Source organism: Alcaligenes sp. Lyrl_28, from assembly GCF_051948705.1.
GTDB lineage: Bacteria > Pseudomonadota > Gammaproteobacteria > Burkholderiales > Burkholderiaceae_B > Alcaligenes > Alcaligenes ammonioxydans.
In genome coordinates this window covers 487,521-509,790 of sequence record NZ_JAYJLG010000003.1, presented here as the reverse complement: position 1 = coordinate 509,790, position 22,270 = coordinate 487,521, and the positions used below count along the sequence as shown (strand labels likewise).

The following is a 22,270-nucleotide window of genomic DNA, read 5'->3' as shown; positions in this document are numbered from 1 at the left end:
AAACTACTGCTAAGGTTCGACTATCTGCATCCCCAGAATCCACAAATTTGCGTTCTCAAGAAAGACATCTTCAGCGTTGAGTTTGACCGACCCTCTTTTAATCGAGAATGTCCCGCTTCCTTGTTCCGCTATCACACTCACATCCCGTTGATAGAAAAAACCTGCGCCAGGCGGCACAACCGAGAGCAGTTGCCCCGTAGTCGGGTTGCGGAACTCCACCGAAAAGCTGTTCAGCCCTTGCTGTGTGCCCGCTGAGATACTGATTGGCACATTCGACTTCCTTGGGGAGATGAGCGCAAACTTTTCTTGAGCAGCCGAAATAGGCTGGTGAGTGACTGTCAGTACGCCTGCATTGAATGACAGTGTCGGCTTCACTTTTGCAGCTGTGACGACATTCCAATTCGAGCCGTCAAACACTACACTCCCATTCAGAGGAACAGTGGGTGCAATGGTGATTGTTGTCGATGTGAAATCAACAATTCGCGCATCGACATTTCCGACAAAACTCGGACTCATAACTGGCGCTTCAAAGCCACTTGGGACGGGCGGGTGTGTGATCGTGAATGTTCCGTCGCTATTTTCCGCAATGGACACGCGGGGCCTAAAGTAGGTCTCAGCGTCGATCGTCTTATCGCCCAGATTGACGATCAAAGACATGTCCTTGCTCATCGAAATCGCGGCAAAGTCTAGCCCCACAGAGGCACCAACGGTAATTCCGAAAAGTGCGAGCGTCTCGTCGGGACAGACAAGCAGCCCACCTACTTTCGGAAAGCCCCGATCAAAATTAACGATAATATCGCCATTGCTATCTACGGCTGGCTGACCGGAGAAACCACGCGGCCGATGATCGATGTCGCTAATAAAGCGCCATCCACCGCCTTGTACTGCCTGACGAATCGCCCCAAACTGAATATAGGTTGGGCCAAATTGTCTTAGCAGATCAGAGACTTTCCACTTTTGATTGAACTCATCCTTAAAGCCCACTAGTTGCGCACCGTTTTCAAGCCCATCCGCATCTGCAAGGCTTTGCCGTAGGGCTGCATCCCCCACCGCAACAAAATAGCCACCTTCTACCGCCCATTCGCCTGTTGTCGTGTACGGCAGAGTTAACGATGCGCCGGCACGATATAACTCCCCGTCACGCCAGAAAATCTGGTTTCGCTCAGTGATCTCCAGCCCCTGGCGGTACACCCCAACGTCTTGATAACCTGAACTCCTCAGAAAGTTGTCAAATCTGCTCTCCAATACATCACGTTGACGCTCTGCTTTACGCTCAATGCCATACCAGGTCAGCCGATCTCTGCCAAAGCGATCCGGCCAGATTTCTTTCTCGGTGTCGTTTTCTCGATGATCAAGGTTTTGCGAGTTATCGAACAAATCCTGGGGCGCAGGGCTGCCCAGCGGGTTGCCGGTTTTATATGTCGTCATATCAAACGCCCATAAAAAACCCGCCGAAGCGGGTTGATTGATGCTGGTGCCGGTGTCAATCCGGCGGATTGTTGTTGTCATCTGCGTACACACGCACGTCGTAATTTGCTGCAGTCACATCAGTAGCGTCTGTGCCTCGGGCCTGGATGTTCGTAATCAGAGCTGGCTTTATCCAGTCAGCCGTCAGACCAAAGTAGATGTGCGGCAGCTCCTGTTTCAGGCTGACCTCTGGCCAAGGCTGCGGAATGTCGGCAATGATCGAGTAATTATCAGGCCCTGGAGACGCCACGAACGGACCGATGAACTTGCCATCTGGCGTCCGGTAGCCCACAGAATGCGACGCACCGGCAACCCAGCGCAAAGGCTCACTGATGCGCAGCAATACTCCACCAGATGCAGGACTGATATCAATCAGCAGGCCCATCTGCGCATTGCCTGGCTCATCATCAAACAGCGGCACATAAGACAGGTACTCACTGTTGAAAGCGTCCATTTCTGTGCCAAAGCTGTACTCACGGTTTCGATAGGCCTGCTCCCGGCGTCGGCGCATACCGATTCGCCAGGCCCGGACCCGGTCTGTCACGCCGTCGAGTTTCAATTTCTCCAGCTTGAACCCCTGATCCCCTGGCAATAAGCACTTCACCGTCATTGACGTCCAGGTCTCCGCGTCGATGTACTCGACCTCCACCCCGTCCGGGTCCATGGGCTTACGAGGACTCACGCTTTCACGCAATGGCTTGGTCATGTTCAGCGTTGAGTAGCTTTGCTCGAACTGCGTGCGCACATCATCGCGAACCGGACGAATCAGGCCGTGCGATACAGTCAACTCAGAGAACCCGGCCCGGAAAGCAAGTTTCAGGGCATCTTGAGCCGTTGTTAGGTCATACACATGGTCGAGCGTTTCGCCCCTAGTCTTCCAAATTGCATCCAAGCGCCTCAGCTCGTCGGCATCCAGATTCAGGTCCGAGTAACCAATTGAGCCGGTGATATAGCGAGCAAATGCAGAGATGTCCCGCGTCGGCTGCGGTGACGACCAAGTGCCGTCACTTTGCAGAACTGGCAGGATTCGCGTGGCCACCACATTAATCTGGTTCTCCGATTGTGCGCCGAGCCGTCCACCGACTCGCAGCTTGGCCGCCATCGTGGTCCAACGCGGGTAACTTGTTCGCGTCCGCAGACGGCTTTTTAGGCCATACCACTGGATGGTGTCTTTGACCTGCGTTGACGTGGCGCTCGCCCCTACACGGCGAACCCGTACAGCCGGCCGCATCTGGGGAACACTGATGTGCTCAGTCACACCGATCTGATCCAGCGTCCAGTTTTCGTACCACTTGCTGATCGTCGCACGCGGTCCACCATCTGCATTGCGGTACTGTATTTCAATACCCACCCCCTGATCCGTAACATCACCGTTCTCGCGTACGTACCCTAAGCCGTTTGGAAAAAAGAAGTCGATTTCAAGAGCTGTCGTTGTCTCTTTGGCTGGCGTAGCCACAAACTCGCTGCTCCACTCGCCATAGACGGTGCCTCCCTCGTAACTCACTACCGCGCCACTGCTCGTCAGGGAGGGAAAACCAAGCCAAGCCGGATCATTTAACCCATTTGGCAATAATCGCCACACTACTATTTGATGCGGCGAGTATTGCTCAACGTACCACTGGCGGGAAGGATGCAAAGCGAATGTGAGGACGTACTCACCGGGCTCGAGCGCGTTGTACCATGGCCCTAGCGTCCCAGGGATCTCCGTATCAGAGGGCTGCAACCGCAACTCAATCCAGCCTGTACCGTGAGCATCCAGGCCACTGGCAACCACCACAAGCGCTATAGCAGGCCCACTGCCGATGCGCATTGTGACCTCCGCGCCCGACAATGGCATCACATGCTTGAACTGCCCGTAAAAGCGATTACGTATATTCAGGACCGTCCCCTCTCGCGTCACAGAGTAAGTTAACGGCAGTGAAATACTAACCAGCGTGCCCGCCCCCCATCCAGAGGGAAACTCACTTTCCGATGAGCGCCAGATATAGTTCCCATCAAACGAGTAACTCGCAGGCTGCGTGTTCTCGCGATTCGCCATCTCCGTGGACATTTCCAGACCTGCTGTACCCGACGACGTGCCGCCGACTGCCGGGACTGTGTGCCAGTGCTCATGTGTGGATGTGCCAGAAAGATCGGCCCCTGGACCGTAAATGGCATAGGAGCCGTCAGCGCCCAAAGCAGAAAACGGCGTATCGCCTACTTTCACGTCCGCATCATTGATCTGGTACTGACCAGGGCCGATACACGCATGGAACTCCAGCCACTGCTCCCTCCAGTTAACGAAGCGTCGGCGTGGTGGCGTCAAATAATCAGGGAATCGACGAAAACGGCCAGCCAGCTCCGGCACGACATCACCCAGCTTCGCCTGGTTGGCCTTGGCTGAAGTCGTCTCAAGACGCTGGCCCTGCTCCGGGGAGCCGTAGTTCTGGCTCCCGCTCTTTGGCATCAGCCATCCAAAGGCAAAGTTGAAGATGCTGCCCAGTAACTTGCCCAAACCCGAGAACACGCCGCCATGCTGTATCAGACGCATTTCCACGTCATCATCAGCAGCCAGGTGACGATCCGCCCACTCGAGCATCGGAAGCGGCTGGCCATTGACCGTCACGTGCGACTTGGGCAGCTCGGCCAGCGTATACGTCAAGCCTTTAGACGCAAAAAAACCGGCTAAAGTGCCGGTCCATTCGTGCGTCTCGCAGGGCTGCTCACACGTCCCGCTAAGAAAGACTCTGATTGTCATAAAAAACAACCCGCGTATAGCGGGCCTCAAAAGCGTTAATCTTGGTGAGCGTTGGGCCCGTGCCGACATCCGTCTCCAGCACCCAAAGTCTGCCGTCTGCCTCTACGACAAGCCCGACATGGACACAAAGCCGTGCGCGCCAGCCGGTTGCAATAGCGCCTGAACTGGGCTGCACTTCCTTGAACCCACCCTGCTCCCGCACTTCGCTGGCCGCCATGGTCAGGCCCGCTTTATCGTCTGGGTCTGTTTCCGAATAGCTGGGCAGCATGGGCCTGCCGAACAGCGAAGCTCTGGCCAACCTGACCAACCCCCAGCAGTCCAGCTCCGGAACGGTACGGCCAAACGGCTTGTACCGTGTACGCAGAAAGTCATCAATCGTCATAGCCATTGAATCCCCGGTGCCGTCTCTGCCGTATAACGCTCTCGCGGCCAGGCAGTATTGAGCAGGTCGTAGTAACTGGCCTCAGCAACAAACGCGCCGTTTTCAAACTGCCCGCTCAGCACAGTCATGACATACGGCCGCTCGGCCGGCGCCGTAATATCGCTGGCCAAGTACGTCCGGCTTGTCAGCGTCACCATCTGTCCGGATTCAAGCATCGCATCGACAATAGGCCGAATGCGGTCATTGGCCCCGGCAATAGCAAACCGCAAAGTCTGCTGGCCAGAGGCGTTACGCGACGGCAGCGACAACTCGACGGCCGCCGCTTCAAACAGCACCAGTTGGCCATCAACCCCCAGCATCCGATCCTCATACCCCTGAACGATCCGCACCGGGGTGACACCGGGCGCGGACACTTCCAGCGTATAAAGCAGCATCGCATCCATCGGAGCGCTGGCATACACAATTTCTAAAATACTCATGCTTCTGGCCACTCCCGATTAAGTGCAACATCGATGATGCTCGACCCAAGAACAAACTCGGGGAACTCGCCCCAACCGACCGGCATCAGAGGACGCTCCCATACCTCCAGCTCCGCAGAAAACTGCCAGCGATCCACGCCAAGCAGCACAGGCCCGCGGTACATACTGGAGAAGCGGCACACTAGTACGGACATGCCCAACGGCGTCAGCCGCTTGATGTTGAACCACTCTGCCCCGTCTTTAATGGCGTCCCGAAACCACGCCTCAAATAGCGCGGCTTCATTGGCTTTAAAGATCCAGGTAAAGGTCTGCATGCTGGGCACAGAACTAAAACGACGGCGCTGCCGTGCCCGTCCATCAGCCATGGTCGTACGCTGGAACGGTTGAACATGGTTGGCCTGGTGGTCTGCCCGTAGTCCATTCGGGAGACCTGCAGGGAAATCAATGTTGGTTTCTATCATCCCGGTTAACGTTCCTTTGCTATAACATCAACAGAGCCTTTTCTAATTACGGAGATACGCATGTCTGAAAAATCATTGGAAGAACGCATTAAAGAATTAGAAGACCAATCGAAAGGTCTCGAAATGGCAACGTACTTGCTTGTAAATGCCATTTGCGACGAAGGCAGAATTAGCATCGAAGGTGTGGCGTCAGCATTCAAAAAAATGTCTGAAGCAATGTCCGATACATACGGATTTGGGGGAACAGCTACCGGGCTACCATTTGAAAGGATCTCTGCACTGCTTGACGCCACAGCATCCTCTGTCAAAAAACACCAAGGCGAAAAATAACCAAACCCCAACTGCTCACCTTCCCTGCCTCCGCCAGCCCAACATAGATGATCCTGCTTCAGTAAACCTTCCGCCAGTGGCGACATCCTCAATCATCACATCAATAATCAGCTCTTTATCAGATCGCTGTTGTTCCACTTGCGTTCCTGGCGGAGCATTATGAACATTCACGACAACTGAAACGCCATTGCTTTCGTTTGTGGTGGCGTCCTTGTTGCTCACGACATGGCCACGGGTATTGGGCAACATAAATTGCTGACCATTTGCCGCATTGAATACCTCTGGCGCCCCGTTCTCGTTGATGCGGTACATCTTGCCTGGCTGTGTGGGACCGCCGTATTGGCGGCCACTATAGCTAGCGCCACTGATTGCCGACACTACCGACATAACTTGAGGCGTCGTTGCCGCAACTGCCCCAAGGTTTGCTGGAAACGGAGCAGAGTTCCATGCCTTCGAGATTGCGCTGTAAGCATTGACCGTAGCATCTGCGATAGCAAAAGCCTTGGAAGCCGCAAACATCGCTTTATAGATCCCTGACTGCTCACCTTGAGACTGCTTCATCACGCCAGCCAAAGCGCCAAACGCATCGCTCGCCGAAGCCAACATCACATGATTTTTCGCCTGCTCAATCTGAGCCATTCGGTCTGCATGCTGCTTAGCCGCCTCTTGCTCCAGCTCATCATAGGATCGCTTTGTCTCGATCTGCAGTTCACGAGCTTGGCGTAAACGCTCCAACTGATCGTCATACCGCTTCTGCTCGGCTTCAGCCTCAGCCTCATATCGAGCATACTGGTCGTCGAACGCGCCCCCGGACAGAGGTTGGACGTTGCCCATGATGTACTGGTCGGCTTGCTGCCCGCTGCCGAATTTCTGCCGCTGCTGTTCGATCTGCTGAATATTGAACAGCGCCCTTGCCATCGCCTCACCTTGTTCTACCTGTTCTGGCGTGGCGAATTGATTCAGTGACGCGCGCGCCTGTGCAACCGCCAGCGCCTCCCCTTGAAGACCAGCGAAGTACAGCGCTTGCCCCAGCCGATCCAATGTCTCAATGTTCGCCTCGTCGGCCCGGCGGCGCTCTTCGGCGGCTTGTTTGGCCTTACGCTCCCCCTCTGATTCCGCCTTTGTAGCCGCGGTTTTTGCGCGCTTAGCCGCATTCAAGCGGTCAATCTCTGTAGCCTCTTGCCGTATTTGCTGAATCCGCTCTTCAGATACGTCTTTCAGACTTGATATGTATCGTTCTGCCGCTTTAGTTGCGCTGCCATCGTCTTCAATCGCTTGGCGGCGCTCCTGTAAACGCTTCAGGTAGTCATCTGTCTGAGCGTCATTCATGGCGCTGCTAAGCTCTCGAGTGCCGGCCGCAGCGTCTCGCGCCGCAGCAGCGACCTGCCGATTTGCCTCTGCTACCAGATCGAGCTTCTGGCGTGCATTCTCCGCCTCAAGCGCGGTTTTCGCTGTCGTGGCGATTTGCTCGGTCATCTGACTGACCCATTCCCGCGACCGGCCATTTACCTGTGCGTAGGACTCAACCATCTCCAGCAGAGCGGAATCCAGCTCCTGGTAGGATATTTCTCCACGCTTGGCCGATTCGATAACTTCAGCAATACCGTCCGTGTTCTCGGCTCTCCATTTTGCTACCGCCCGTGTGCCATCGGCCAGTGACCCACGCGCCAGGCTATCGAATGCTTCGCCCAGTTTGCGGACTGCCGCGTCCAGGTCAAGCTGAGCCGACTGCTCGGCTAATTTTCGCTGGGACTCCGACAATTCGGATATTTTTTTCTTCACATCCTCCAGCGTGTCACCCATTCCCGCCAAGTCGATTTTGGCGGTATTGGCACTATCGCTAAACAGATACATGCCGGCAGCAGCGGACGCTACTAAGCCAATAATCCCTACCGGCCCGCCCAGGATGCCTAACAGAGTAGCCCCTGTGCTAGCAGCAGCTCGCTGCGCGGCGACCAAAGCAGTAGTGGCCGCTCTGTTCGCATTCTCTGCCGAAGTGAGGGCCGCAAAGGTCCCAGTCAAGCCTGCGTTAGCCTGTGCGTGGGCCAGGGCAGCCTGTGTGGCAACAGTGCGAGCTTGAGCAAGCCGCAGGTTCTCCGCTGCTTCTGCCCGTGCTGCCAACATGGCTTGGGCGCTGGACAAGGCCGCAGCCCCAGTCCGAGCAATGTACAGAGCCAAAGCACCTGCCCCAGCAGTCATGAGTGATTTAACGATTACGTCGATGTTCTCGCCCAAGCCTACAATCGCTGCAGACATGACGCTAGTCGCGCCACTAGCCTGGTTGGCTTCACCTACATAGGCAGTCAAGTTATTGCGCATCGACGTAAACGCGTCTCGGACCGTGACTGCCATCCCGTCAGCAGCAGCCTTATTTACACTCAAAGCCTTTCGGAATCCCTCGGCGAGCTGATCGGTCGTGAGCTTGCCCTCCGCTCCCATTTTCCGAATTTCTTCACTGGTCTTCCCGAGAGCCGTAGCCATGTCTTGAGCTAGCGACGGGATACTGATCAGCAGCATTTCCCACGCATCTGAGTCGACCCGTCCCTTAGATAAGGATCGAGAAAAAGCACCCATCGCGATCTGTGCACGATCTGCGCTCGTCGCGCTTCGCACAAAAGCGTAGCTCAGGCTGTCTGTGATATCTAACGATTCGCTTGCGGAATATCCCATCGTGCGCAGGGAATCTGCGGTGCGAATATAGATTTCTTGGGCTTCTGCCAATGAACGATATGTGCCATTGGCGGTCGCCAGCAGCCGCCGCTGTACCATCTCGTACTCGGCAACACTCGCAGATGCCATACGCACGCGCTCGGCCATTTCGTTGTAGCCTTCGGCCATCTGGATCAGATTGTTGACACCCTGCAGAGTCAACAACCCACCCAGAACCTTGCCCAGCCCCCCCAGGGATGATGAGGCTCCATCTGCATCGCGCCCGAGACCTCGCACGGCAGCCGCCGTCTTGGTCATCGTGAAGTTGGCCTCGCCAGCTGCCTTATCCGTTTTTCCAAACTGGCGCTCAAGTCTATCAAGGCTGGAATCCGCAGCCTGCGTCCCGTTTATCAGCTTGCTCGTTTCGGCTTCTACGGTGAAATAAATCGTGCCCACATTCTCGCCGGCCATTATTTCGACTCCATCACAAAATTCGTATTAACATCACTGGGCAATGGCCAGGAGATTCGCATGACAAAACTAGAACTAACTATTTCAAATACGCAACCAATAGCTGTAGATCCGACCAGCGAATCAATGAATTACATGGTGATGGTCGCGTTTCCAAAAAGCACTTCCAAGAACTATTCAGCAGCACTTTCTTTGGCGCAGCACGCAAGTCAATTCAAGGTGGCCAATATCGGCGATACCTTGATGAACATTGCTCTATTTGACAAAACCACCAAAGACGCACAGACCGCTGTTGCCCTGATTCAGCGCGTCGGAGAGTGGAAGGGGGTGATGATATTCTCCAATGGCGTGCGTGCAAAACGCTGGTATGAAGTCACTGAAACACTCAACTGCTTCATACAATCAGCACAATGCCGCAACCCATTAGCTCACTGCGTTTCAATAATCGACGACCCGGAAGCGCCTCCTTCTATGCGGAACATAGTCTCCATCGTAGAAGGAAGCCGCCCAATAAAGACCAAAACAGTCGGTATTCGTCGCTTCGCTTTTCCCTGTAGATTGTTGCTACGCGATATGAAAATCGAGCGTGGACATCCAGCAAGCATCCCTGACCAGATTCATGCGGCAGGCGTAGCACATAACAAACTCCTATGCCCACGGTTTAATCCCGACGCCTATGCTCAGGTCGAAACTGAATGGCGAGAGACAGATGACATTTAGCCTCGCATTGCGACAACCTTGTCATGCCAGGCCAGCGCTTCCTCCATTTCTGTCTTGCTCGGCGCCCTTGCCCCTGGCGCGTCGCTCTGCGTAGGCGGGAACTTGGCCCGCAGAGCTCCCACGAGACTTGTCATAGTCATCTGCCAAGCGTCGCGCTCCGAGACGCCAAGGTGGGCCATGGCCATGGATACATGCGCCCGGGCGTCAAACTCCTGCGCATACTCGGGTTCCTGATCTGCCGGCCTGGGCAGTTCCGGCAGCGCTCCAGTGACACCGTGCTTCAGTAGGCAGCGCGCCAGAAGCACAATGGTTTCCGGCTCAACCTGGCCGGATTGGTAGTGCGACTTATCCCCCTGCTCTACCCAGGCCCCAAACACATCGGACAGATCATCCTCGGAGCAGGCGAACACCACGGCCAGCGAATCGGCTAGCGTCGGATTCTCGCCCATGACCGCGGCGTAGAGCTCCACGATTTCCCGCGGTTCGCCCAGTTGCGACATGGCATAGAGCGACGGGCGCAGGATATGCACCCGATCGCCCACATGGACGCCGACTTCACCGACATCCGTAAGGATCATCATGCGGTCACCGTAACCGCGCACTCTCCCTTCTTAGCCGAGTCTGCCGTGCTGGTTGCTGTGATCGTTGCGGTACCGGCGGCTACGGCGGTGACCATCCCGGTCTGGGAGACAGTTGCTGTGTCGGTATCCGAGGACGACCAAATAACACCTTGGGCCGCACCGGTGGGCGTGATCGCAGCGGCCAGTTGACGGGTTGCGCCTTCGGCAATGCTGGCAGTGGCTGGGGTAACCACCACCGTATCCACGGCTGGAGCGTCAGGATCTGGCGTATCTTCCACCATCAAGCCGAAGTCACTGGCCGTTGCACTGGCCTCAAACGAATAGGTAGCCACATCGTCATAAGGCGCAGAGCGCGACATATTCGTCACGATGGCAAAGAAGGTGAACGTCAGGTCTGGGAACGTCAGACGAATCCAGGCCACTGGCTCACCGCCCGTTGCTTCTGGCTTAATGACGTGCTTGGTCAGCGCGATCAAGGCAGCAGCACCGGTACCGGCTACTTTCAGCACGCCATCGCCAGATACGCTCAGGGTCTGGAACGTGGCTAGGTTCTCACGCAATGCGCCAATGGAGTCATCAGCCGTCGCATCGGTGGTTTCCCATTCGATAGTTAGCTCTTTGGCGCGCATGGCGCCCAAGCGTTTCCAGTCTGCCGCGGCGGGCATCACATCGCCACAACCAATGGCATATTCCAAAATGGCCACACGGCCAACAAATTTCTGATTCTTGCAGGTAGCCATCAGGCCCTCCTAAATAATGATCTCAAAATCAACCTGAGCCCACGCCCGGTTTTCTGTGGTGAACCCCGGGCCGACTGGCTCGGTAATTGCTCGGATACTGGCGGCACCGCATGGCACGGCATCGCCCATTGCGGCCTGTAGCAGCACCTCGGTGTCTGTCATGACCTTCTGCGCGTCGCTGCGGTCGTTGCGCTTACCCAGCAGCACCACGCGAAATCGTGGATAGCGGGTTTCAACAACGGGTCCAGCTCCGCCTGTTTGCTGGACGATGCAGTAGCGGCTGGCGGCATCCTCGGGTCTGGATGATTCGACCCATGAGAACATTGCCAAGTAATCTGCTGGCAGAGCCGCCACTACCCAGTTACGAACGTCGATCAAAAGCACGGTATGCGTTCCTTAAAATGCGCGGCACGTCAGCGGCGATCTGGTCGAAGCCTGCCGTCAAGAAGTGAGGTTCGCCGTTCGGGTCCCAATACTGGCCCTGGTTTCCAGGACGGTCTTGGCCTTTGAGCACACCAGGCGCTGAATGGACAGCAGCGGCATACTCAGCGCTGTAGCCGTTTCGGCCTGTCACCTTGTCGCCGTCAGCTTTGATTTCCACGAAATGGCTGTTAATCAACGTACCGGTATCTACCGGCGTCATCGTGGCAGCCGCCGCCCCCCCTTGAGACAGGACCGCGTACACGGCAGCCTCCGTCCTGCGCCCTTGGATCTCGGCCTGGAGCTTGCGCATGTTGTTCTTAACCTGCTTGATTCCCCGGACTGCCATCACGTCACCAATAAGAAGTCAGGCTCTTCTTCAAAGAAAAACATATCCCAGCCTGTTACTGCTCGGATTTCCTGCCATTCAGTCGAGCCATTGAGTTGAATCAGATCCAGAAAGCGCGGCCGTTTGTCCTCGGTGTAGATCTGATTGCGCGTGACGAACTCCGCGCCCAGCGAGTCCCGCATTTGTTCCGACTTAGCCGCCCATGTGCAGGCGATCTCGTATGGCTCACCGTATTTGCTGCCGCCCCACTCGTCCGTGCCTATATAGGGCTTCACGGTGGCGGTGTTGGTATAGCTCCAGTTAGCTGTTTCGCTCATCAACGCCCCCCAGAATGACAGCCACCCTTGGCAATCCACAGGCCACCATGAGCCTGGACTGTAGGATCAGGCGGAATCAGCCCAGTAGCGCAGCCATGTTTATCTAGGCCGCGCAGCAACCCAAGCATCCCGCGCCACCGGTCGGCAAAGCCTTGATACCGGAAGGAGCGGGACGCGCCGCTCGGGCCAGTTTGGCTACTGATGTACTTATCCCCTTGCCCGTAAGCCATGAGGGCCAACAGATAGGACTGGATCAGCAGCGCTACCGCTGGCGTGTAATGCTCGTCTAGGCACCCTTGGATGCTGTTTACCAGTTCAATCCAGGCGGCCAAGATGAAATCAGGGACTTTGCTGATCCCTTGACTGGCCAGATATTGCTGGGCTTGCTCAGCGGTAATCATGTAACCCCCAAAAAGAAAACCCGGCGCTTGGCCGGGTCAGTTCAATTGCAGCGATGGCTGCATTTGTTCAGATATTTGATTCACCCGCGTTACCAAGGGCGGCTTGCGGCGTTTATGTTCGCTCAACCCTCGGCCGCACAGGCTGGCAAATCGGTCTTGCGCATCGAGTGCAGCCTTGGCCTCAAACCACTCCTGAATGAGTGATGGTGCGGCTTGGTGCTGCTCCAGCACATCAAGGACCCAGCGCCGAAATGCCTGTGCTTTGCTTGTGCGGGAAAACATGCCAATCAGATGGGCTCCACGAAGGCTGAATACTCGCGACCGCATGACCAAGTTGTCCGAGAACACCGGATTGGTGGTCTCGACAATCTGCGTCATCGACTCCGAGAACTCCGCCCGATATTTGTCATACAAGCGCGTCACAGAGTCAGCGCGGCTGTACCCCAGCGCCCGCGCTATATCTGCTGCGCTGGCCCAGTGCTTTCCGTCTTTCTCAATCAGACGAATGGTTTGGTTTTGGAACATCAGTTCTTTCATCGTTTCGTTCTCCGAAAAGAAAAGGGCCGCCCGCAATGGGCAGCCCCGGACTTTTCAAAGCTCTTCCACCCTCTCAGGCTCGGCACCTACCGATTTAAGGCTGCTTGGAAGCGCCTGCCCGAACAGACGGGCATAAAAAAACCGCCTGGATGGCGGTTACTTGGCTTTGGTCTGCTTGCTACCCGCATCCGGCGTTGCTGGGGTCAACTCCCCGGCCTTCTGCTGTGCTTCTTGCTTGATACGCTCAGCTTCGGCGGTTGCTTCACCGATGATGCGGTCAGCCTCGGCCTGGGCCTCCTGCTTGGCTTCTTCCACGCGTTGCGCAAGCTCAGCTTGGGCACGTTCGCGCATCGCATCAATCTCCGCTTGGGCCTGCTTTAGGAGATCGCCGGCCTCATCGGAGGCTGGCGCAACTTGAGTCAATGGGATGACGTTGGCCTTGAGAGATGGGTGTACCTTCTCCATCTCTACTACCTGACCAACGATTACCCCGTGCCAAGCACGAACGACTTGATATTTAGCCATCCCCATCCCCTTAGTCCAGGTCAGCGCCGTACAGCACGCCGGACTTACCGTCGCCGTCACGCTTGATCTGCAAGCCCATGGCCGACATGATCTGGAAGTTGTGGTTGTCCTGCGGGCGCAGGCGCAAAAGCGGCACGGTGCCGACGGCCATACCGACCAGAGGCGAAACAACGTCTTGACGGCGCTGATAAGCGATGAACTCGTTGCCGGACAATGCAAACGTCTGGCGAATCGAGCGGGCAGGAATGAAGCTCTTGACCGCATCCAGAACGGAGCCAGCAACGGTGCCGCCACCAGTACCAAGTTGAATCAGGTACGGCTGCGACAGATTCGCCCAAATCTCGGGCGACACCCACAGCACATCGTAGGCCTCGACCTTGTTGTTGCGCGCTGCTTGAGCGAATGCGCCCTTGGTGAAGAACTCGATGATCTGCTGCGGCGTAGCCGTGGTCAGATCGATGTTCGCACCACCGACACCACTGCCCAGGTTCAACTTGACCGTATTGCGATGGTTCTTCAGGCCTTGACCGGGTTTGCCATCCACACGGATTCGCTCGGAACCGCTCAGCACATAGCTGACGATACTCTTATAGAACTTGCGCAACTTAGCGGCCTGGGAGTCCAGCACCAGGTCAATCCCAGCGGTACGCAGGCCAGCATCATGGCGCCAGTTCACCCCGTAACCTGCAGTGAAGATTGGCACCGGGTCGCCGTCGTTATCGTATTCGGTGTGATCAAACGAGTACGGAGCCTGGCCGTCGATGCTGATCGACACATCATCAGCGATATCGCCAGCGATGTTGTACGACTTCACGGTCTTGCCAATGTCCAGCACCGTTTGCACGGCCAGCAGGTCATTGACGATTTCCATGCCGGTTTCTTGGTCACGGAAGGTGACGATCTGGCGGTCCACCTCCTGCCAAAATTCGCGGCCCAGGCCCGCCAGCGCGTTGGCCTGCAGCATTTCAGGCGTCATGACGGCGCGGTTGGCCTGGATCAGCGCAGCGTCTTGGTTGTTCCAGATATTGCGGTTGGCCTGCAGTGCCTGGAAATGGCCCAGCAGCCGGGGATTGGCCGCAATCGCGGCTTGAGTCAGAAACATGTCTTGTTCTCCTGTTTAGGGTGCTGGCGCAGCCACAGTGCCCACACGCATGCGTACGCGGATAAAGTCGGTCTGGCCGGAGGTGATCACCGCTTCATCCTGGCTGTAGCCGATCACGGTGTCGGTGTCGCTGGTGGCGATGGCACCCTGACCATTGGCGCCGACCTTGATGGGCGAGTCCTTCTTGTAGGTACCAGCCGGACAAAGCACGGCCAGCTCGCGGCCTTCTTCAACGTAGTCACCCACGGCAGAATCGCCTGCAGGCACAACGTCACGAATGCCCAGACCTTGGTGATAGGCGCTGTTGATGACGTAGACCCGACCCACGGCTGCGACAGCCTGGGCAAACTTGTCATTGGCATCGATCACAGCGAACGTGCCAGGCAGCAGCGCAGCGGCAGCCACACGGGTTTCGGTGACGGACTTGCCGTCGATATTGATGCGGCGGTAGCGGCTCATGGCTTACTCCTGCGGCAGTGCGGTGACATCAGCAGTCAGCGCGTTGCTATTGGCCTGGATGTGGCCGGCGCCCAGCGGCGCAGCAGTGCCCAGGGACTTGTGCATGGCGTCCAGGGCTTCGCCCGACAAGGCGTTGGCGACAATATCGCCATGCGCGGCCGCCACGGCTTTGCGCTTCTCGGCTTCTTCGGCCTTGGCATTGGCGGTCAGCTGATCGGCCAGTTCCTTGTGGTTGGCCTGCAGTGCCGTCACGGCATCGGAAACCGGCTTGATGGCGTCGGCCACGGCTTGGCCAATATTGGCAGTTACGACTTTACTGATATCGCTGGTCAGCTCGGCCTTTTCTTCGGGAGTCAGAGGCATTTCGCCCTCCTGTATGTTGACTGCAGGCCGGGCCTGCGGGGAAAAAATCTTGTCTTTTGCTTTCTTGAAACTGTTGGCGACCATGGCGACCCAGGATTCCTGGCGCACCACGGTGGCGCCGGTATCGTCAAAGACGACCTTTCCGGCTTCGGTCTTGTAGCCATAGACCTCGGCCTGGCCACCATTGCGAACGATCACCGCCTGGCTGTCGGTGAAGTCTGCCACCCAGGCGTATTCGTCGGTGCCCTGAGCAAAGCGCTCTTTGGCAGCGCGATCTAGGCGCTGTTCCTTTTCACGGAACGATTCGCCCACCAGTGCGCCCGAATTGGCCTGCAAGGGTTTGGCCTGATCTGCATTAACCATGAGGCCAACGCCCTGCTCCGGCGTAGCCGCCCCCACCTCATCCATCAGGATGGCGTCATGGTCCATGCTCTTGATCTTGGCGACCCACTGGGCCCCTGCCGCCTGTTGCTCTTCGTTGGCCTGCAGGCGCTCAAGGAACACCGCTACGCTGGTGTGAATTGGCGGCACATCGTCACCTCGCTCCAAAGCTTCGACGCGCTCAAGCAACGCCCGACCTTCCTCGGTGCGCTGAGCAACCTCCACATCCACCCACTTTTCCAGGTAGACGCGGTTGCCGGATTTCTTCACGTTGCGGTTGAATGCGCCCACATGGCCGACATTGATGCCCTCGGGACTGAATGCCGACACGAACTGACCATCCACTTGCGGATGGCCCAGCGGTGCTAGCGTTCCTTCCAGCCCCTGATAGTGGGCATCGATCTCGCTGGCCGGGTACAAGCCGCCGTTCATGATCACGTTGGCAGGTAACGTGTAGCTGGGCAAAACCCAATGCTCTCGTCCGTTGTGAGTGATCTTACGGATCTGCTGGCTGTTGACCTGCGTGGTCACATTGACCTGCATCGGCCCGCTATTCTGTGTCTGACCAGGCATAGCCTCGTTTCTCCATATTGGTTTTTGCTTGTTGCGCACGTTGAATGATCGAAGGCACAACAGGTTTCCCATCGTCATCGACCATCACGCTCACTGTCGTGCACTTGCAGTTGACTGAGTTTCCGTCTTGACTCCACCAGTCCTGCACCTGGTCCCGCGTGAATAGCTTTCCGTGCCGGGCCGCATGGGTGGCCCGCGTTGTGGGACTCAGTGCTGACAAGTGGAGCTCTTTGGTTTGCAGGCCGTAGTCCTGCTCGGCATCGCTGGCCTCGTCCCACTTGGCACGCCTGAGCGCTGTGGTGATTTCAGTGCGTGCAACCCGATGCGCCCGCCGTGTCTCGATACCGGCCTGGGCGGTCAGGTTCTTCGCTACCTCTCGGGGATTCAGGCCGCGCCCTATCCCCTCAGTCAGCACCCGAGTCATGTTTGACTTCACGTCGCCGACAACGCCCTTCATTTCTTCGGCTACCCGAGCACTAAGCAATGCCATACGGCGGCGATGCGGCTCACTGCGTAGAATCTCTTGCAATGAGATGCGCCCGCCCCTGTACGCTGCGGACTGCTGAGACAGGTTGGCGAACACCTGGGCCGTGCCACGTGTAGCGGCTACCTCCACGTACCGGTCAAAGAGCCAGATGTTCTCGTCGCCCCCTTCCAGCAGGATCTCGGCAACGATGGCATCCAGCCTGGCCAGCAAGGTGCGTAACAGATACGTATCCAGCCGGAACTGATAGCGCCGGTTAACCACTGGCTCTGCCGGTATTTCATCGAGCGCGGCGCGGTAGGCCTTGGCTACCTTCTTGATGCGCACATTGAAGTCGCGCATTGCACGCCGCTCCAGCGCATCTACGCCAGTAGGGTCACGCAGGTCACGGGGTAGGATCGGGGGTTTTGGTTTCGTCGCCATCCTCGTCCTTATCGTCGCCTTCCTCTAACGGCTCGCTGTCTTTAGGGTCAAAGCCACCAGCAACCCGTATCTCGTCGTTGCTGAACACTTCCTCGCCCGTCGCCAAAGCGGTCTGGTTGATCGTGCTCATTTTGGCGGCGTTATCCAGCCGCTCGGCAAAGGTCTGCTCTATGAGGTCATCCCACATCACTGTCTTTTCGCCCGTGGCATCAAGCACGCCAATGCGCACCAAGTGGTCAACCAGATCCTCGATCTCAAAAGACAGATCCATGCGGCGTGACTGGCAGCGCGCATAGAAAAACTTCAGGTCTTCGGTGCTGGCGCGTTCGCCCTGTTGATTGCCGACCAGTACGCGGCTTGGAATATCCAGGCCGGCTGAAATGGTCTGCAGGTTGATGTTGTAGGTTGGCCCTGGGTCTGGGACCGCTGAGACCAACGGGGTTACCGTCGCTCCCTGCGTCGGCAGCAGCACATCGTTGCCCCGGTTAACCTCTTTCGCGACCTCGTTGAAGCGCTCCTGCAAATCATTGACAGACACGCCGTACATCGAGGCAAGATTATTGAAGTCGATCTCTTTGTCGAAATTGACGTTGAGCTGGCGGGCTGCATTCTTCAGGAATGACTCACCCGAGCCGCCCTCTACCTTTTCCAGCGACACGAAGTTGTTATAGACAGGCTCCAGAAAGCCGATGGCGTCACCGGAGTAGTCACCCAGGATGAACACGCGGTCAGGGTGAATCTTGATGTTCCGCCCAGGTTGTCCGTTTGTGCTCTGCTCTACATAGCTCCAGAACTTGGGCTTGCCGTAATTCTCTGATGACAGATCGGTATCCCACTCTGATACCCGTAGCGTTGCGGCCCACACCGGCACCACATCGACAAGGGCCTTGGAGCCGCCCTTGACTGGTTCATGCCATTTGCCGCTGTCCTTGACTCGCAAAACAAGACCCGAGTACCGGCCCACCAAGCGCCGGGCATCAGCCTCACGAAAGCGACGCCACAACCGGGCCGCTAAAACTCGCTTCGCTTTCGTTTCCCAGCCCGTCTCTTTGCGGGACTCATCCTCTTCGTCACCTTCGATCACCCAAGGATTTGTTTTCCAGCAAGTCCCTGCTAGCTTCTCTACCGCGCCGCTGGCCAAGCCATTTCGACGATAGAGCTTGTAGAAGTCGTGGAAGTCCAGGTTCTGCTTAAAGCCGTACTCACACCAGGCAGCAACCCGCTTATCGTCCAGTCCCATGCCCAAAGGATTGAGCAGGTTCATGCGGGCACGCGCCAACGCGGCGTCATGCATAGCATGATTCACCGCCAGTTGTAGATTGCTTACCGTCATGTCGTAATCCGCTTAAGTATTCCGTTCATGCCTTCGCTGAAATAGCCCAGGCGCTCCGGATGGTCGACCAGTTCAACACTGGACATCTCAGGATCACGCCACAAGCGCTTTTCATGCACAGGCGACCGATCAGCCGCCAATTGCCGCGCACAGGACATGCAGCGTGCACGGATAACCAGCGAAACGCTGCCGTCTCGCGCTGAAACATTAAAAATTGCCATTTATCTGCCTTGAAGTAGGCGCTTTGGAATCATCAGGCCCACGGCTTGTGTGCCGCCCAGCTCAGTCAGCGCCCAGACCATGGCGTCAAGCCTGTCAGGCGATTTCTTGGCCGTTGCTGGCACATATTCCATAAGTTGGTTTTCTAGCAGGTACAGAGCACCTTTATGCGCCACCCGGCCCTGCTCGTAGAGTGCTGAGATAGGCTCAGCTCGGGCGAACTTGCCCTTGCTGGCATGGACGCGGACGATGCGGCCCTTAAATCCTGCATTACGCAGCGTGGACTCAGCCATATCGCCGCCCTGGTTCGTCTCGATGACGATAGCGTCGGCATTGTGCTGCTCGTAAGCACCGATGGCCTTCTGAGCCCAACCATTCGGGCTGTACTTGCCGCTGTAGTCACCATCTACCGAATACTGGCGGTTGTCGCCTGCCCCGTAGGAGCTGGCCGCCACAATGCCGGTCTCGTCGCTTTCGTCACTCGCAGTCGTGGCCGGGTCAACCGCCACCACCGTGCGCACAAGCTCATACCGGATCTGTAGAGCATGGGCTGCTGTAATCAGCGCCTCAGTCCACAGCGCCCCCTCGGCATTGAATCGACGTGGGCGCTGCATATACTGCGCCTCTGCCGTTCGTCGATGCGAAAACAGCGCGGTCCGGTGTGATTCGTTGTGCTTGAAGGGCCAGAGCCAGCCATCGGGTAGGCCATGGTCAATCGGGATGCCGTGCGTATTCTCTTCTGGGTACGGCAAGCTGTTGTCGATGATCACAGGCAGATTCAGGTGGTGCCACTTCTCCCCAGACCCACCACGCAGCAAGTAGCCGCTCAGGTCTTGGTAGTGAATCCGCTGCATGATCACAATCATCGGCGTGGTTTCAATCGCCAGTCGGGATTTGATCGTTTCGTTGAATCGGTCGTTAATGCCGCCGCGCACCGTATCGCTGTATGCATCATCAGGCTTGACCGGATCATCAATGATCAACGCCCCCTGCCAGCCTGGCTCCATGTGCCCGGCTCGAAAGCCAGTGACCTGACCGGCAGCGGACGACGCATATACGCCACCGCCATGCTCAGTCCACCACATAGCCTTGCTGTCCGCGTCGTCGCGCAGCATCATGGGCCACATGCTTTGATAAGCCTGAGACTTAACAATGCCCCGCGCCGTACTTGAGTTCAGTAGCGCCAGATTGTGCGAGTAAGACAGGTGCATGAACCGGGCGCGATTGTTCAGCGCCAGGCCGCGCCCGATCATATTGATCGTGGCCAGCTCAGTCTTGGTGTACCCAGGGGGGACATTGATGATCAGGCGTGTAATCTCACCAGCCACCACACGATCAAGCGTTTGCTGGATCACCTTATGGTGCGGGGCCACGATCATCTTTCCACCGGTGCGCTGCTTGAAGAAGTACCGGGCAAAGAAAAGCCCCTCGTCCTGACAACGGACCTTTGCTACTTGGCGCAGGACATCAGGCTCAACATCAGTACTCATCTTCAAGTGCTGAGACGGCGGCAGCGACTGATTTTTCATCGACCACCACCGTTCTATGTTCCATGGGCTTCCCGCCTGGGCCGCTCAGCTCCCGCTTGTTGGTGAACATGCCGCCCATTTCCTTGGCCGCCTGCTCCATCAAGGAAGCAGCCAGGACGATGTTCTTACGGCGCATCGCCTCGTTTGCCATACGGTGAAGCTGGCGCAGTCGGAAGGCCTGATCAGCAATCGGGATCTCTGCCACTTCCTTACGGAACCGCTCCCGCGTGTCGTGGAGCAGGTCGCTCCACTTCTTCGATAACTGACGGCCAGATACCTTTGTCGGGTCGTACTGGCCCACCTGGTTGCGTGGAACGTCGATACCAAACTCTTCCTTGACCGCCTCTGCAACTTGAGTAGGCGTGTCGTAGCACGCAAGCGCTTGCACAATGAAGCGCTGCGCGGCCTCACTGAGCTTTGCCATAATGTGAAATCCGTCTAGTCTGTGTCTATGTTAGGCGGCAACCTTTAAGCAGGTGCCGCATGCATGTGCGATGTTGGCTCTTGCCACTGATGGGCCTGCCTTGGCGGCGTCAATCAGCCGCTGCACATCTTGAGATGCGCCGTAGCGCTGAACCACCCCAATGAACTCTTCCACGTCGTGACCGACCATGCAGAGCTTGGGGAATCCTTCTTTATCGAACTTGGGTGATCCGAATTCATCCCTCTGCTGGCCAATGTGCATCAACTCATGCTCAACCAATGCACAGAACTCGATGTCGCTGCACTGGGAGCAGTAATCGGCTGCCAGGGTAATGATGAATTGCGGCACATAGCCGAACCATTCACGCATCTGTTGCTCTTGGCGGGCCTTCTGCCACCCGCCTGCGCGGAACATTACTTGCTCACACTGCCCCAGAACCGAGCGGCCTTGCTTTGTGAAAGCTGTTGATGCCCACAGGAAACACAGATCAGCATCAATCAGATGGGAGTGGTCTGGGTTATGGATGGGGCCGTCATCAGCTAGGATGTTTCGCTGTACCCACTCGCCGATTTCTGGCGCGGGTCTTAGCGTTAGAAACAGTTGCGCGTCCTCGCCAACCAAATCATCAGGCGAGCAGGGTCTTGCTAAAAGGATCATTGCCGTCCCCCACTATGAGCCAGGCTTCGTGAGCACCTCATACAAATGCGGTCAAACCTGCCCCACATCCTCTGATATACAGGTAGAAACCCTTATCTTGATTTCTCGTGTATCGCCCCAATTTGGATTTCTCGAGTCATAAACTACACTAACTTATAAAGGGGACTACTTTGCCTAACGAAAGCCTCATTACAGGCGCTCATCTTGACAACAGCCTCTTGGCGTTAGCCCGAGAGATTCGGAAAACCGAGATCGACCATGGTGAAAATTTTTCCCCTTCCGACATCTTCGCTGTAGCAGCTTCAATTCAGCAGGGATACGATCTCTTCCCAAATAACAACCCAGTTTCTGTCACTGGCTTGGCGACGGACATCAAAAACGCTCTGACTTTTGTCCGTGAGAAATCTACGCCTTCCATTAACGCCATTGGATACCACCGTCTTCGCGCGGACATTAAGTCTGGCGAGTACGCTTTTCCTGACGTCTTAGAATTCGACTGTGAGGAATCGGAGGAAGGCGCCGAAGAGGACTTCCACGAACAATCGATCTAAGCACCAGATATATTTAACAGGCCCGCCCATCGCAAGATCGGCGGGCCTGCTCAAATCTTATGGGCGCAACTGTACAGGCCTATTGTCGCAACTAACGTCGCAGTTTGCATTAACTCCATGTCGCAGACTGCGACACCACGAGTAATAGGCAGACGTTGGCCCTTCCTTCGTTTGTTCCACCTGGCCAGAAGCGCAAAGACTGCGAA

At 56.6% G+C, this 22,270-nt stretch carries 26 protein-coding genes; 3 read left to right on the top strand and 23 right to left on the bottom strand.

The window, feature by feature from the left end; translation table 11 throughout:
• Nucleotides 1-9: 9 nt before the first annotated feature.
• From VF694_RS10120 to VF694_RS10100, 5 genes are all read right to left on the bottom strand, one after another.
• Nucleotides 10-1,509, bottom strand: a complete 1,500-nt coding sequence (locus VF694_RS10120; protein ID WP_440164272.1) for a hypothetical protein — start codon at nt 1,507-1,509, stop codon at nt 10-12.
• Entirely contained in the window at nt 1,484-4,108 is a 2,625-nt protein-coding gene (locus VF694_RS10115) for a host specificity factor TipJ family phage tail protein (RefSeq protein WP_440164270.1), read from the bottom strand. The genes VF694_RS10120 and VF694_RS10115 overlap by 26 nt, the downstream gene beginning before the upstream one ends.
• 73 nt (nt 4,109-4,181) lie before the next feature.
• Nucleotides 4,182-4,592 carry a hypothetical protein gene (locus VF694_RS10110; RefSeq protein WP_440164269.1) on the bottom strand — a complete coding sequence of 137 codons (411 nt, stop codon included), beginning with the start codon at nt 4,590-4,592 and terminating at the stop codon, nt 4,182-4,184.
• Entirely contained in the window at nt 4,583-5,065 is a 483-nt protein-coding gene (locus VF694_RS10105) for a DUF1833 family protein (RefSeq protein WP_219236063.1), read from the bottom strand. The genes VF694_RS10110 and VF694_RS10105 overlap by 10 nt, the downstream gene beginning before the upstream one ends.
• A complete protein-coding gene (locus tag VF694_RS10100; protein WP_131071737.1) occupies nt 5,062-5,526 on the bottom strand; it encodes a hypothetical protein in 465 nt (154 codons plus the stop codon). Before VF694_RS10100 ends, VF694_RS10105 begins: the two co-directional genes overlap by 4 nt.
• Nucleotides 5,527-5,586: 60 nt before the next feature.
• Here VF694_RS10100 and VF694_RS10095 point away from each other — a divergent pair, with 60 nt between their 5' ends.
• Nucleotides 5,587-5,856, top strand: a complete 270-nt coding sequence (locus tag VF694_RS10095; protein WP_125277533.1) for a hypothetical protein — start codon at nt 5,587-5,589, stop codon at nt 5,854-5,856.
• A gap of 15 nt (nt 5,857-5,871) precedes the next feature.
• Here the strand turns inward: VF694_RS10095 and VF694_RS10090 are convergent, their stop codons facing one another.
• Nucleotides 5,872-8,976 (bottom strand): tape measure protein, encoded by a 3,105-nt coding sequence (locus VF694_RS10090; protein ID WP_440164267.1) that lies wholly within the window; start codon nt 8,974-8,976, stop codon nt 5,872-5,874.
• Between the two features lie 60 nt (nt 8,977-9,036).
• Between VF694_RS10090 and VF694_RS10085 the strand changes: the two genes are divergently transcribed.
• Nucleotides 9,037-9,696, top strand: coding sequence for a hypothetical protein (locus tag VF694_RS10085; protein WP_440164266.1), 660 nt, complete (start codon nt 9,037-9,039; stop codon nt 9,694-9,696).
• Here the strand turns inward: VF694_RS10085 and VF694_RS10080 are convergent.
• The 17 genes from VF694_RS10080 to VF694_RS10000 form a co-directional block, all read right to left on the bottom strand.
• A complete protein-coding gene (locus VF694_RS10080; protein ID WP_440164264.1) occupies nt 9,693-10,277 on the bottom strand; it encodes a DUF6246 family protein in 585 nt (194 codons plus the stop codon). The two genes, VF694_RS10085 and VF694_RS10080, sit on opposite strands and share 4 nt — an antisense overlap.
• The gene (locus tag VF694_RS10075) at nt 10,274-11,017 is read right to left on the bottom strand and encodes an Ig-like domain-containing protein (protein ID WP_440164263.1); all 744 of its coding nucleotides are present in this window, start codon (nt 11,015-11,017) and stop codon (nt 10,274-10,276) included. The genes VF694_RS10080 and VF694_RS10075 overlap by 4 nt, the downstream gene beginning before the upstream one ends.
• Nucleotides 11,018-11,026: 9 nt before the next feature.
• Nucleotides 11,027-11,401 (bottom strand): phage tail termination protein, encoded by a 375-nt coding sequence (locus VF694_RS10070; protein ID WP_219236053.1) that lies wholly within the window; start codon nt 11,399-11,401, stop codon nt 11,027-11,029.
• Nucleotides 11,379-11,750 (bottom strand): hypothetical protein, encoded by a 372-nt coding sequence (locus tag VF694_RS10065; RefSeq protein ID WP_440164262.1) that lies wholly within the window; start codon nt 11,748-11,750, stop codon nt 11,379-11,381. Before VF694_RS10065 ends, VF694_RS10070 begins: the two co-directional genes overlap by 23 nt.
• 35 nt (nt 11,751-11,785) lie before the next feature.
• Nucleotides 11,786-12,103, bottom strand: coding sequence for a hypothetical protein (locus VF694_RS10060; protein WP_440164259.1), 318 nt, complete (start codon nt 12,101-12,103; stop codon nt 11,786-11,788).
• The gene (locus tag VF694_RS10055) at nt 12,103-12,504 is read right to left on the bottom strand and encodes a DUF7370 family protein (RefSeq protein WP_440164257.1); all 402 of its coding nucleotides are present in this window, start codon (nt 12,502-12,504) and stop codon (nt 12,103-12,105) included. The genes VF694_RS10060 and VF694_RS10055 overlap by 1 nt, the downstream gene beginning before the upstream one ends.
• A 36-nt stretch (nt 12,505-12,540) precedes the next feature.
• Nucleotides 12,541-13,041, bottom strand: coding sequence for a BRO family protein (locus VF694_RS10050; protein ID WP_125277541.1), 501 nt, complete (start codon nt 13,039-13,041; stop codon nt 12,541-12,543).
• Nucleotides 13,042-13,197: 156 nt separating this feature from the next.
• A complete protein-coding gene (locus tag VF694_RS10045) occupies nt 13,198-13,566 on the bottom strand; it encodes a hypothetical protein (protein WP_440164255.1) in 369 nt (122 codons plus the stop codon).
• Between the two features lie 10 nt (nt 13,567-13,576).
• Complete coding sequence (locus VF694_RS10040; RefSeq protein ID WP_440164253.1) at nt 13,577-14,668, bottom strand: major capsid protein; 1,092 nt, start codon at nt 14,666-14,668, stop codon at nt 13,577-13,579.
• Between the two features lie 15 nt (nt 14,669-14,683).
• Entirely contained in the window at nt 14,684-15,127 is a 444-nt protein-coding gene (locus VF694_RS10035; RefSeq protein WP_219236042.1) for a gp53 minor capsid family protein, read from the bottom strand.
• Nucleotides 15,128-15,130: 3 nt separating this feature from the next.
• Complete coding sequence (locus tag VF694_RS10030) at nt 15,131-16,444, bottom strand: hypothetical protein (protein WP_440164251.1); 1,314 nt, start codon at nt 16,442-16,444, stop codon at nt 15,131-15,133.
• On the bottom strand, nt 16,422-17,351 hold the full coding sequence (locus VF694_RS10025) for a phage minor head protein (RefSeq protein ID WP_440164249.1): 930 nt from the start codon (nt 17,349-17,351) through the stop codon (nt 16,422-16,424). The genes VF694_RS10030 and VF694_RS10025 overlap by 23 nt, the downstream gene beginning before the upstream one ends.
• The gene (locus VF694_RS10020) at nt 17,314-18,684 is read right to left on the bottom strand and encodes an anti-CBASS protein Acb1 family protein (protein ID WP_440164248.1); all 1,371 of its coding nucleotides are present in this window, start codon (nt 18,682-18,684) and stop codon (nt 17,314-17,316) included. Before VF694_RS10020 ends, VF694_RS10025 begins: the two co-directional genes overlap by 38 nt.
• Nucleotides 18,681-18,905, bottom strand: a complete 225-nt coding sequence (locus tag VF694_RS10015) for a hypothetical protein (RefSeq protein WP_207307411.1) — start codon at nt 18,903-18,905, stop codon at nt 18,681-18,683. The genes VF694_RS10020 and VF694_RS10015 overlap by 4 nt, the downstream gene beginning before the upstream one ends.
• Nucleotides 18,906-20,393, bottom strand: coding sequence for a phage terminase large subunit (locus VF694_RS10010; protein ID WP_440164247.1), 1,488 nt, complete (start codon nt 20,391-20,393; stop codon nt 18,906-18,908).
• Nucleotides 20,383-20,856: a DUF2280 domain-containing protein gene (locus tag VF694_RS10005; RefSeq protein ID WP_440164245.1), complete on the bottom strand. Its 474-nt coding sequence runs from the start codon at nt 20,854-20,856 to the stop codon at nt 20,383-20,385. Before VF694_RS10005 ends, VF694_RS10010 begins: the two co-directional genes overlap by 11 nt.
• A gap of 30 nt (nt 20,857-20,886) precedes the next feature.
• Nucleotides 20,887-21,513, bottom strand: a complete 627-nt coding sequence (locus VF694_RS10000) for a putative metallopeptidase (RefSeq protein ID WP_440164244.1) — start codon at nt 21,511-21,513, stop codon at nt 20,887-20,889.
• Between the two features lie 170 nt (nt 21,514-21,683).
• Here VF694_RS10000 and VF694_RS09995 point away from each other — a divergent pair, with 170 nt between their 5' ends.
• On the top strand, nt 21,684-22,064 hold the full coding sequence (locus tag VF694_RS09995) for a hypothetical protein (protein WP_440164242.1): 381 nt from the start codon (nt 21,684-21,686) through the stop codon (nt 22,062-22,064).
• Nucleotides 22,065-22,270: the final 206 nt, after the last annotated feature.

Excerpts from the sequence above, each read along its gene's own strand:
- VF694_RS10120 (WP_440164272.1), bottom strand. The coding sequence starts at position 1,509 with ATGACAACAACAATCCGCCGGATTGACACCGGCACCAGCATCAATCAA.
- VF694_RS10110 (WP_440164269.1), bottom strand. The coding sequence starts at position 4,592 with ATGGCTATGACGATTGATGACTTTCTGCGTACACGGTACAAGCCGTTT.
- VF694_RS10105 (WP_219236063.1), bottom strand. The coding sequence starts at position 5,065 with ATGAGTATTTTAGAAATTGTGTATGCCAGCGCTCCGATGGATGCGATG.
- VF694_RS10100 (WP_131071737.1), bottom strand. The coding sequence starts at position 5,526 with ATGATAGAAACCAACATTGATTTCCCTGCAGGTCTCCCGAATGGACTA.
- VF694_RS10095 (WP_125277533.1), top strand. The coding sequence starts at position 5,587 with ATGTCTGAAAAATCATTGGAAGAACGCATTAAAGAATTAGAAGACCAA.
- VF694_RS10090 (WP_440164267.1), bottom strand. The coding sequence starts at position 8,976 with ATGGCCGGCGAGAATGTGGGCACGATTTATTTCACCGTAGAAGCCGAA.
- VF694_RS10085 (WP_440164266.1), top strand. The coding sequence starts at position 9,037 with ATGACAAAACTAGAACTAACTATTTCAAATACGCAACCAATAGCTGTA.
- VF694_RS10080 (WP_440164264.1), bottom strand. The coding sequence starts at position 10,277 with ATGATGATCCTTACGGATGTCGGTGAAGTCGGCGTCCATGTGGGCGAT.
- VF694_RS10075 (WP_440164263.1), bottom strand. The coding sequence starts at position 11,017 with ATGGCTACCTGCAAGAATCAGAAATTTGTTGGCCGTGTGGCCATTTTG.
- VF694_RS10065 (WP_440164262.1), bottom strand. The coding sequence starts at position 11,750 with ATGCGCAAGCTCCAGGCCGAGATCCAAGGGCGCAGGACGGAGGCTGCC.
- VF694_RS10060 (WP_440164259.1), bottom strand. The coding sequence starts at position 12,103 with ATGAGCGAAACAGCTAACTGGAGCTATACCAACACCGCCACCGTGAAG.
- VF694_RS10055 (WP_440164257.1), bottom strand. The coding sequence starts at position 12,504 with ATGATTACCGCTGAGCAAGCCCAGCAATATCTGGCCAGTCAAGGGATC.
- VF694_RS10050 (WP_125277541.1), bottom strand. The coding sequence starts at position 13,041 with ATGAAAGAACTGATGTTCCAAAACCAAACCATTCGTCTGATTGAGAAA.
- VF694_RS10045 (WP_440164255.1), bottom strand. The coding sequence starts at position 13,566 with ATGGCTAAATATCAAGTCGTTCGTGCTTGGCACGGGGTAATCGTTGGT.
- VF694_RS10040 (WP_440164253.1), bottom strand. The coding sequence starts at position 14,668 with ATGTTTCTGACTCAAGCCGCGATTGCGGCCAATCCCCGGCTGCTGGGC.
- VF694_RS10035 (WP_219236042.1), bottom strand. The coding sequence starts at position 15,127 with ATGAGCCGCTACCGCCGCATCAATATCGACGGCAAGTCCGTCACCGAA.
- VF694_RS10030 (WP_440164251.1), bottom strand. The coding sequence starts at position 16,444 with ATGCCTGGTCAGACACAGAATAGCGGGCCGATGCAGGTCAATGTGACC.
- VF694_RS10025 (WP_440164249.1), bottom strand. The coding sequence starts at position 17,351 with ATGGCGACGAAACCAAAACCCCCGATCCTACCCCGTGACCTGCGTGAC.
- VF694_RS10020 (WP_440164248.1), bottom strand. The coding sequence starts at position 18,684 with ATGACGGTAAGCAATCTACAACTGGCGGTGAATCATGCTATGCATGAC.
- VF694_RS10015 (WP_207307411.1), bottom strand. The coding sequence starts at position 18,905 with ATGGCAATTTTTAATGTTTCAGCGCGAGACGGCAGCGTTTCGCTGGTT.
- VF694_RS10010 (WP_440164247.1), bottom strand. The coding sequence starts at position 20,393 with ATGAGTACTGATGTTGAGCCTGATGTCCTGCGCCAAGTAGCAAAGGTC.
- VF694_RS10005 (WP_440164245.1), bottom strand. The coding sequence starts at position 20,856 with ATGGCAAAGCTCAGTGAGGCCGCGCAGCGCTTCATTGTGCAAGCGCTT.
- VF694_RS10000 (WP_440164244.1), bottom strand. The coding sequence starts at position 21,513 with ATGATCCTTTTAGCAAGACCCTGCTCGCCTGATGATTTGGTTGGCGAG.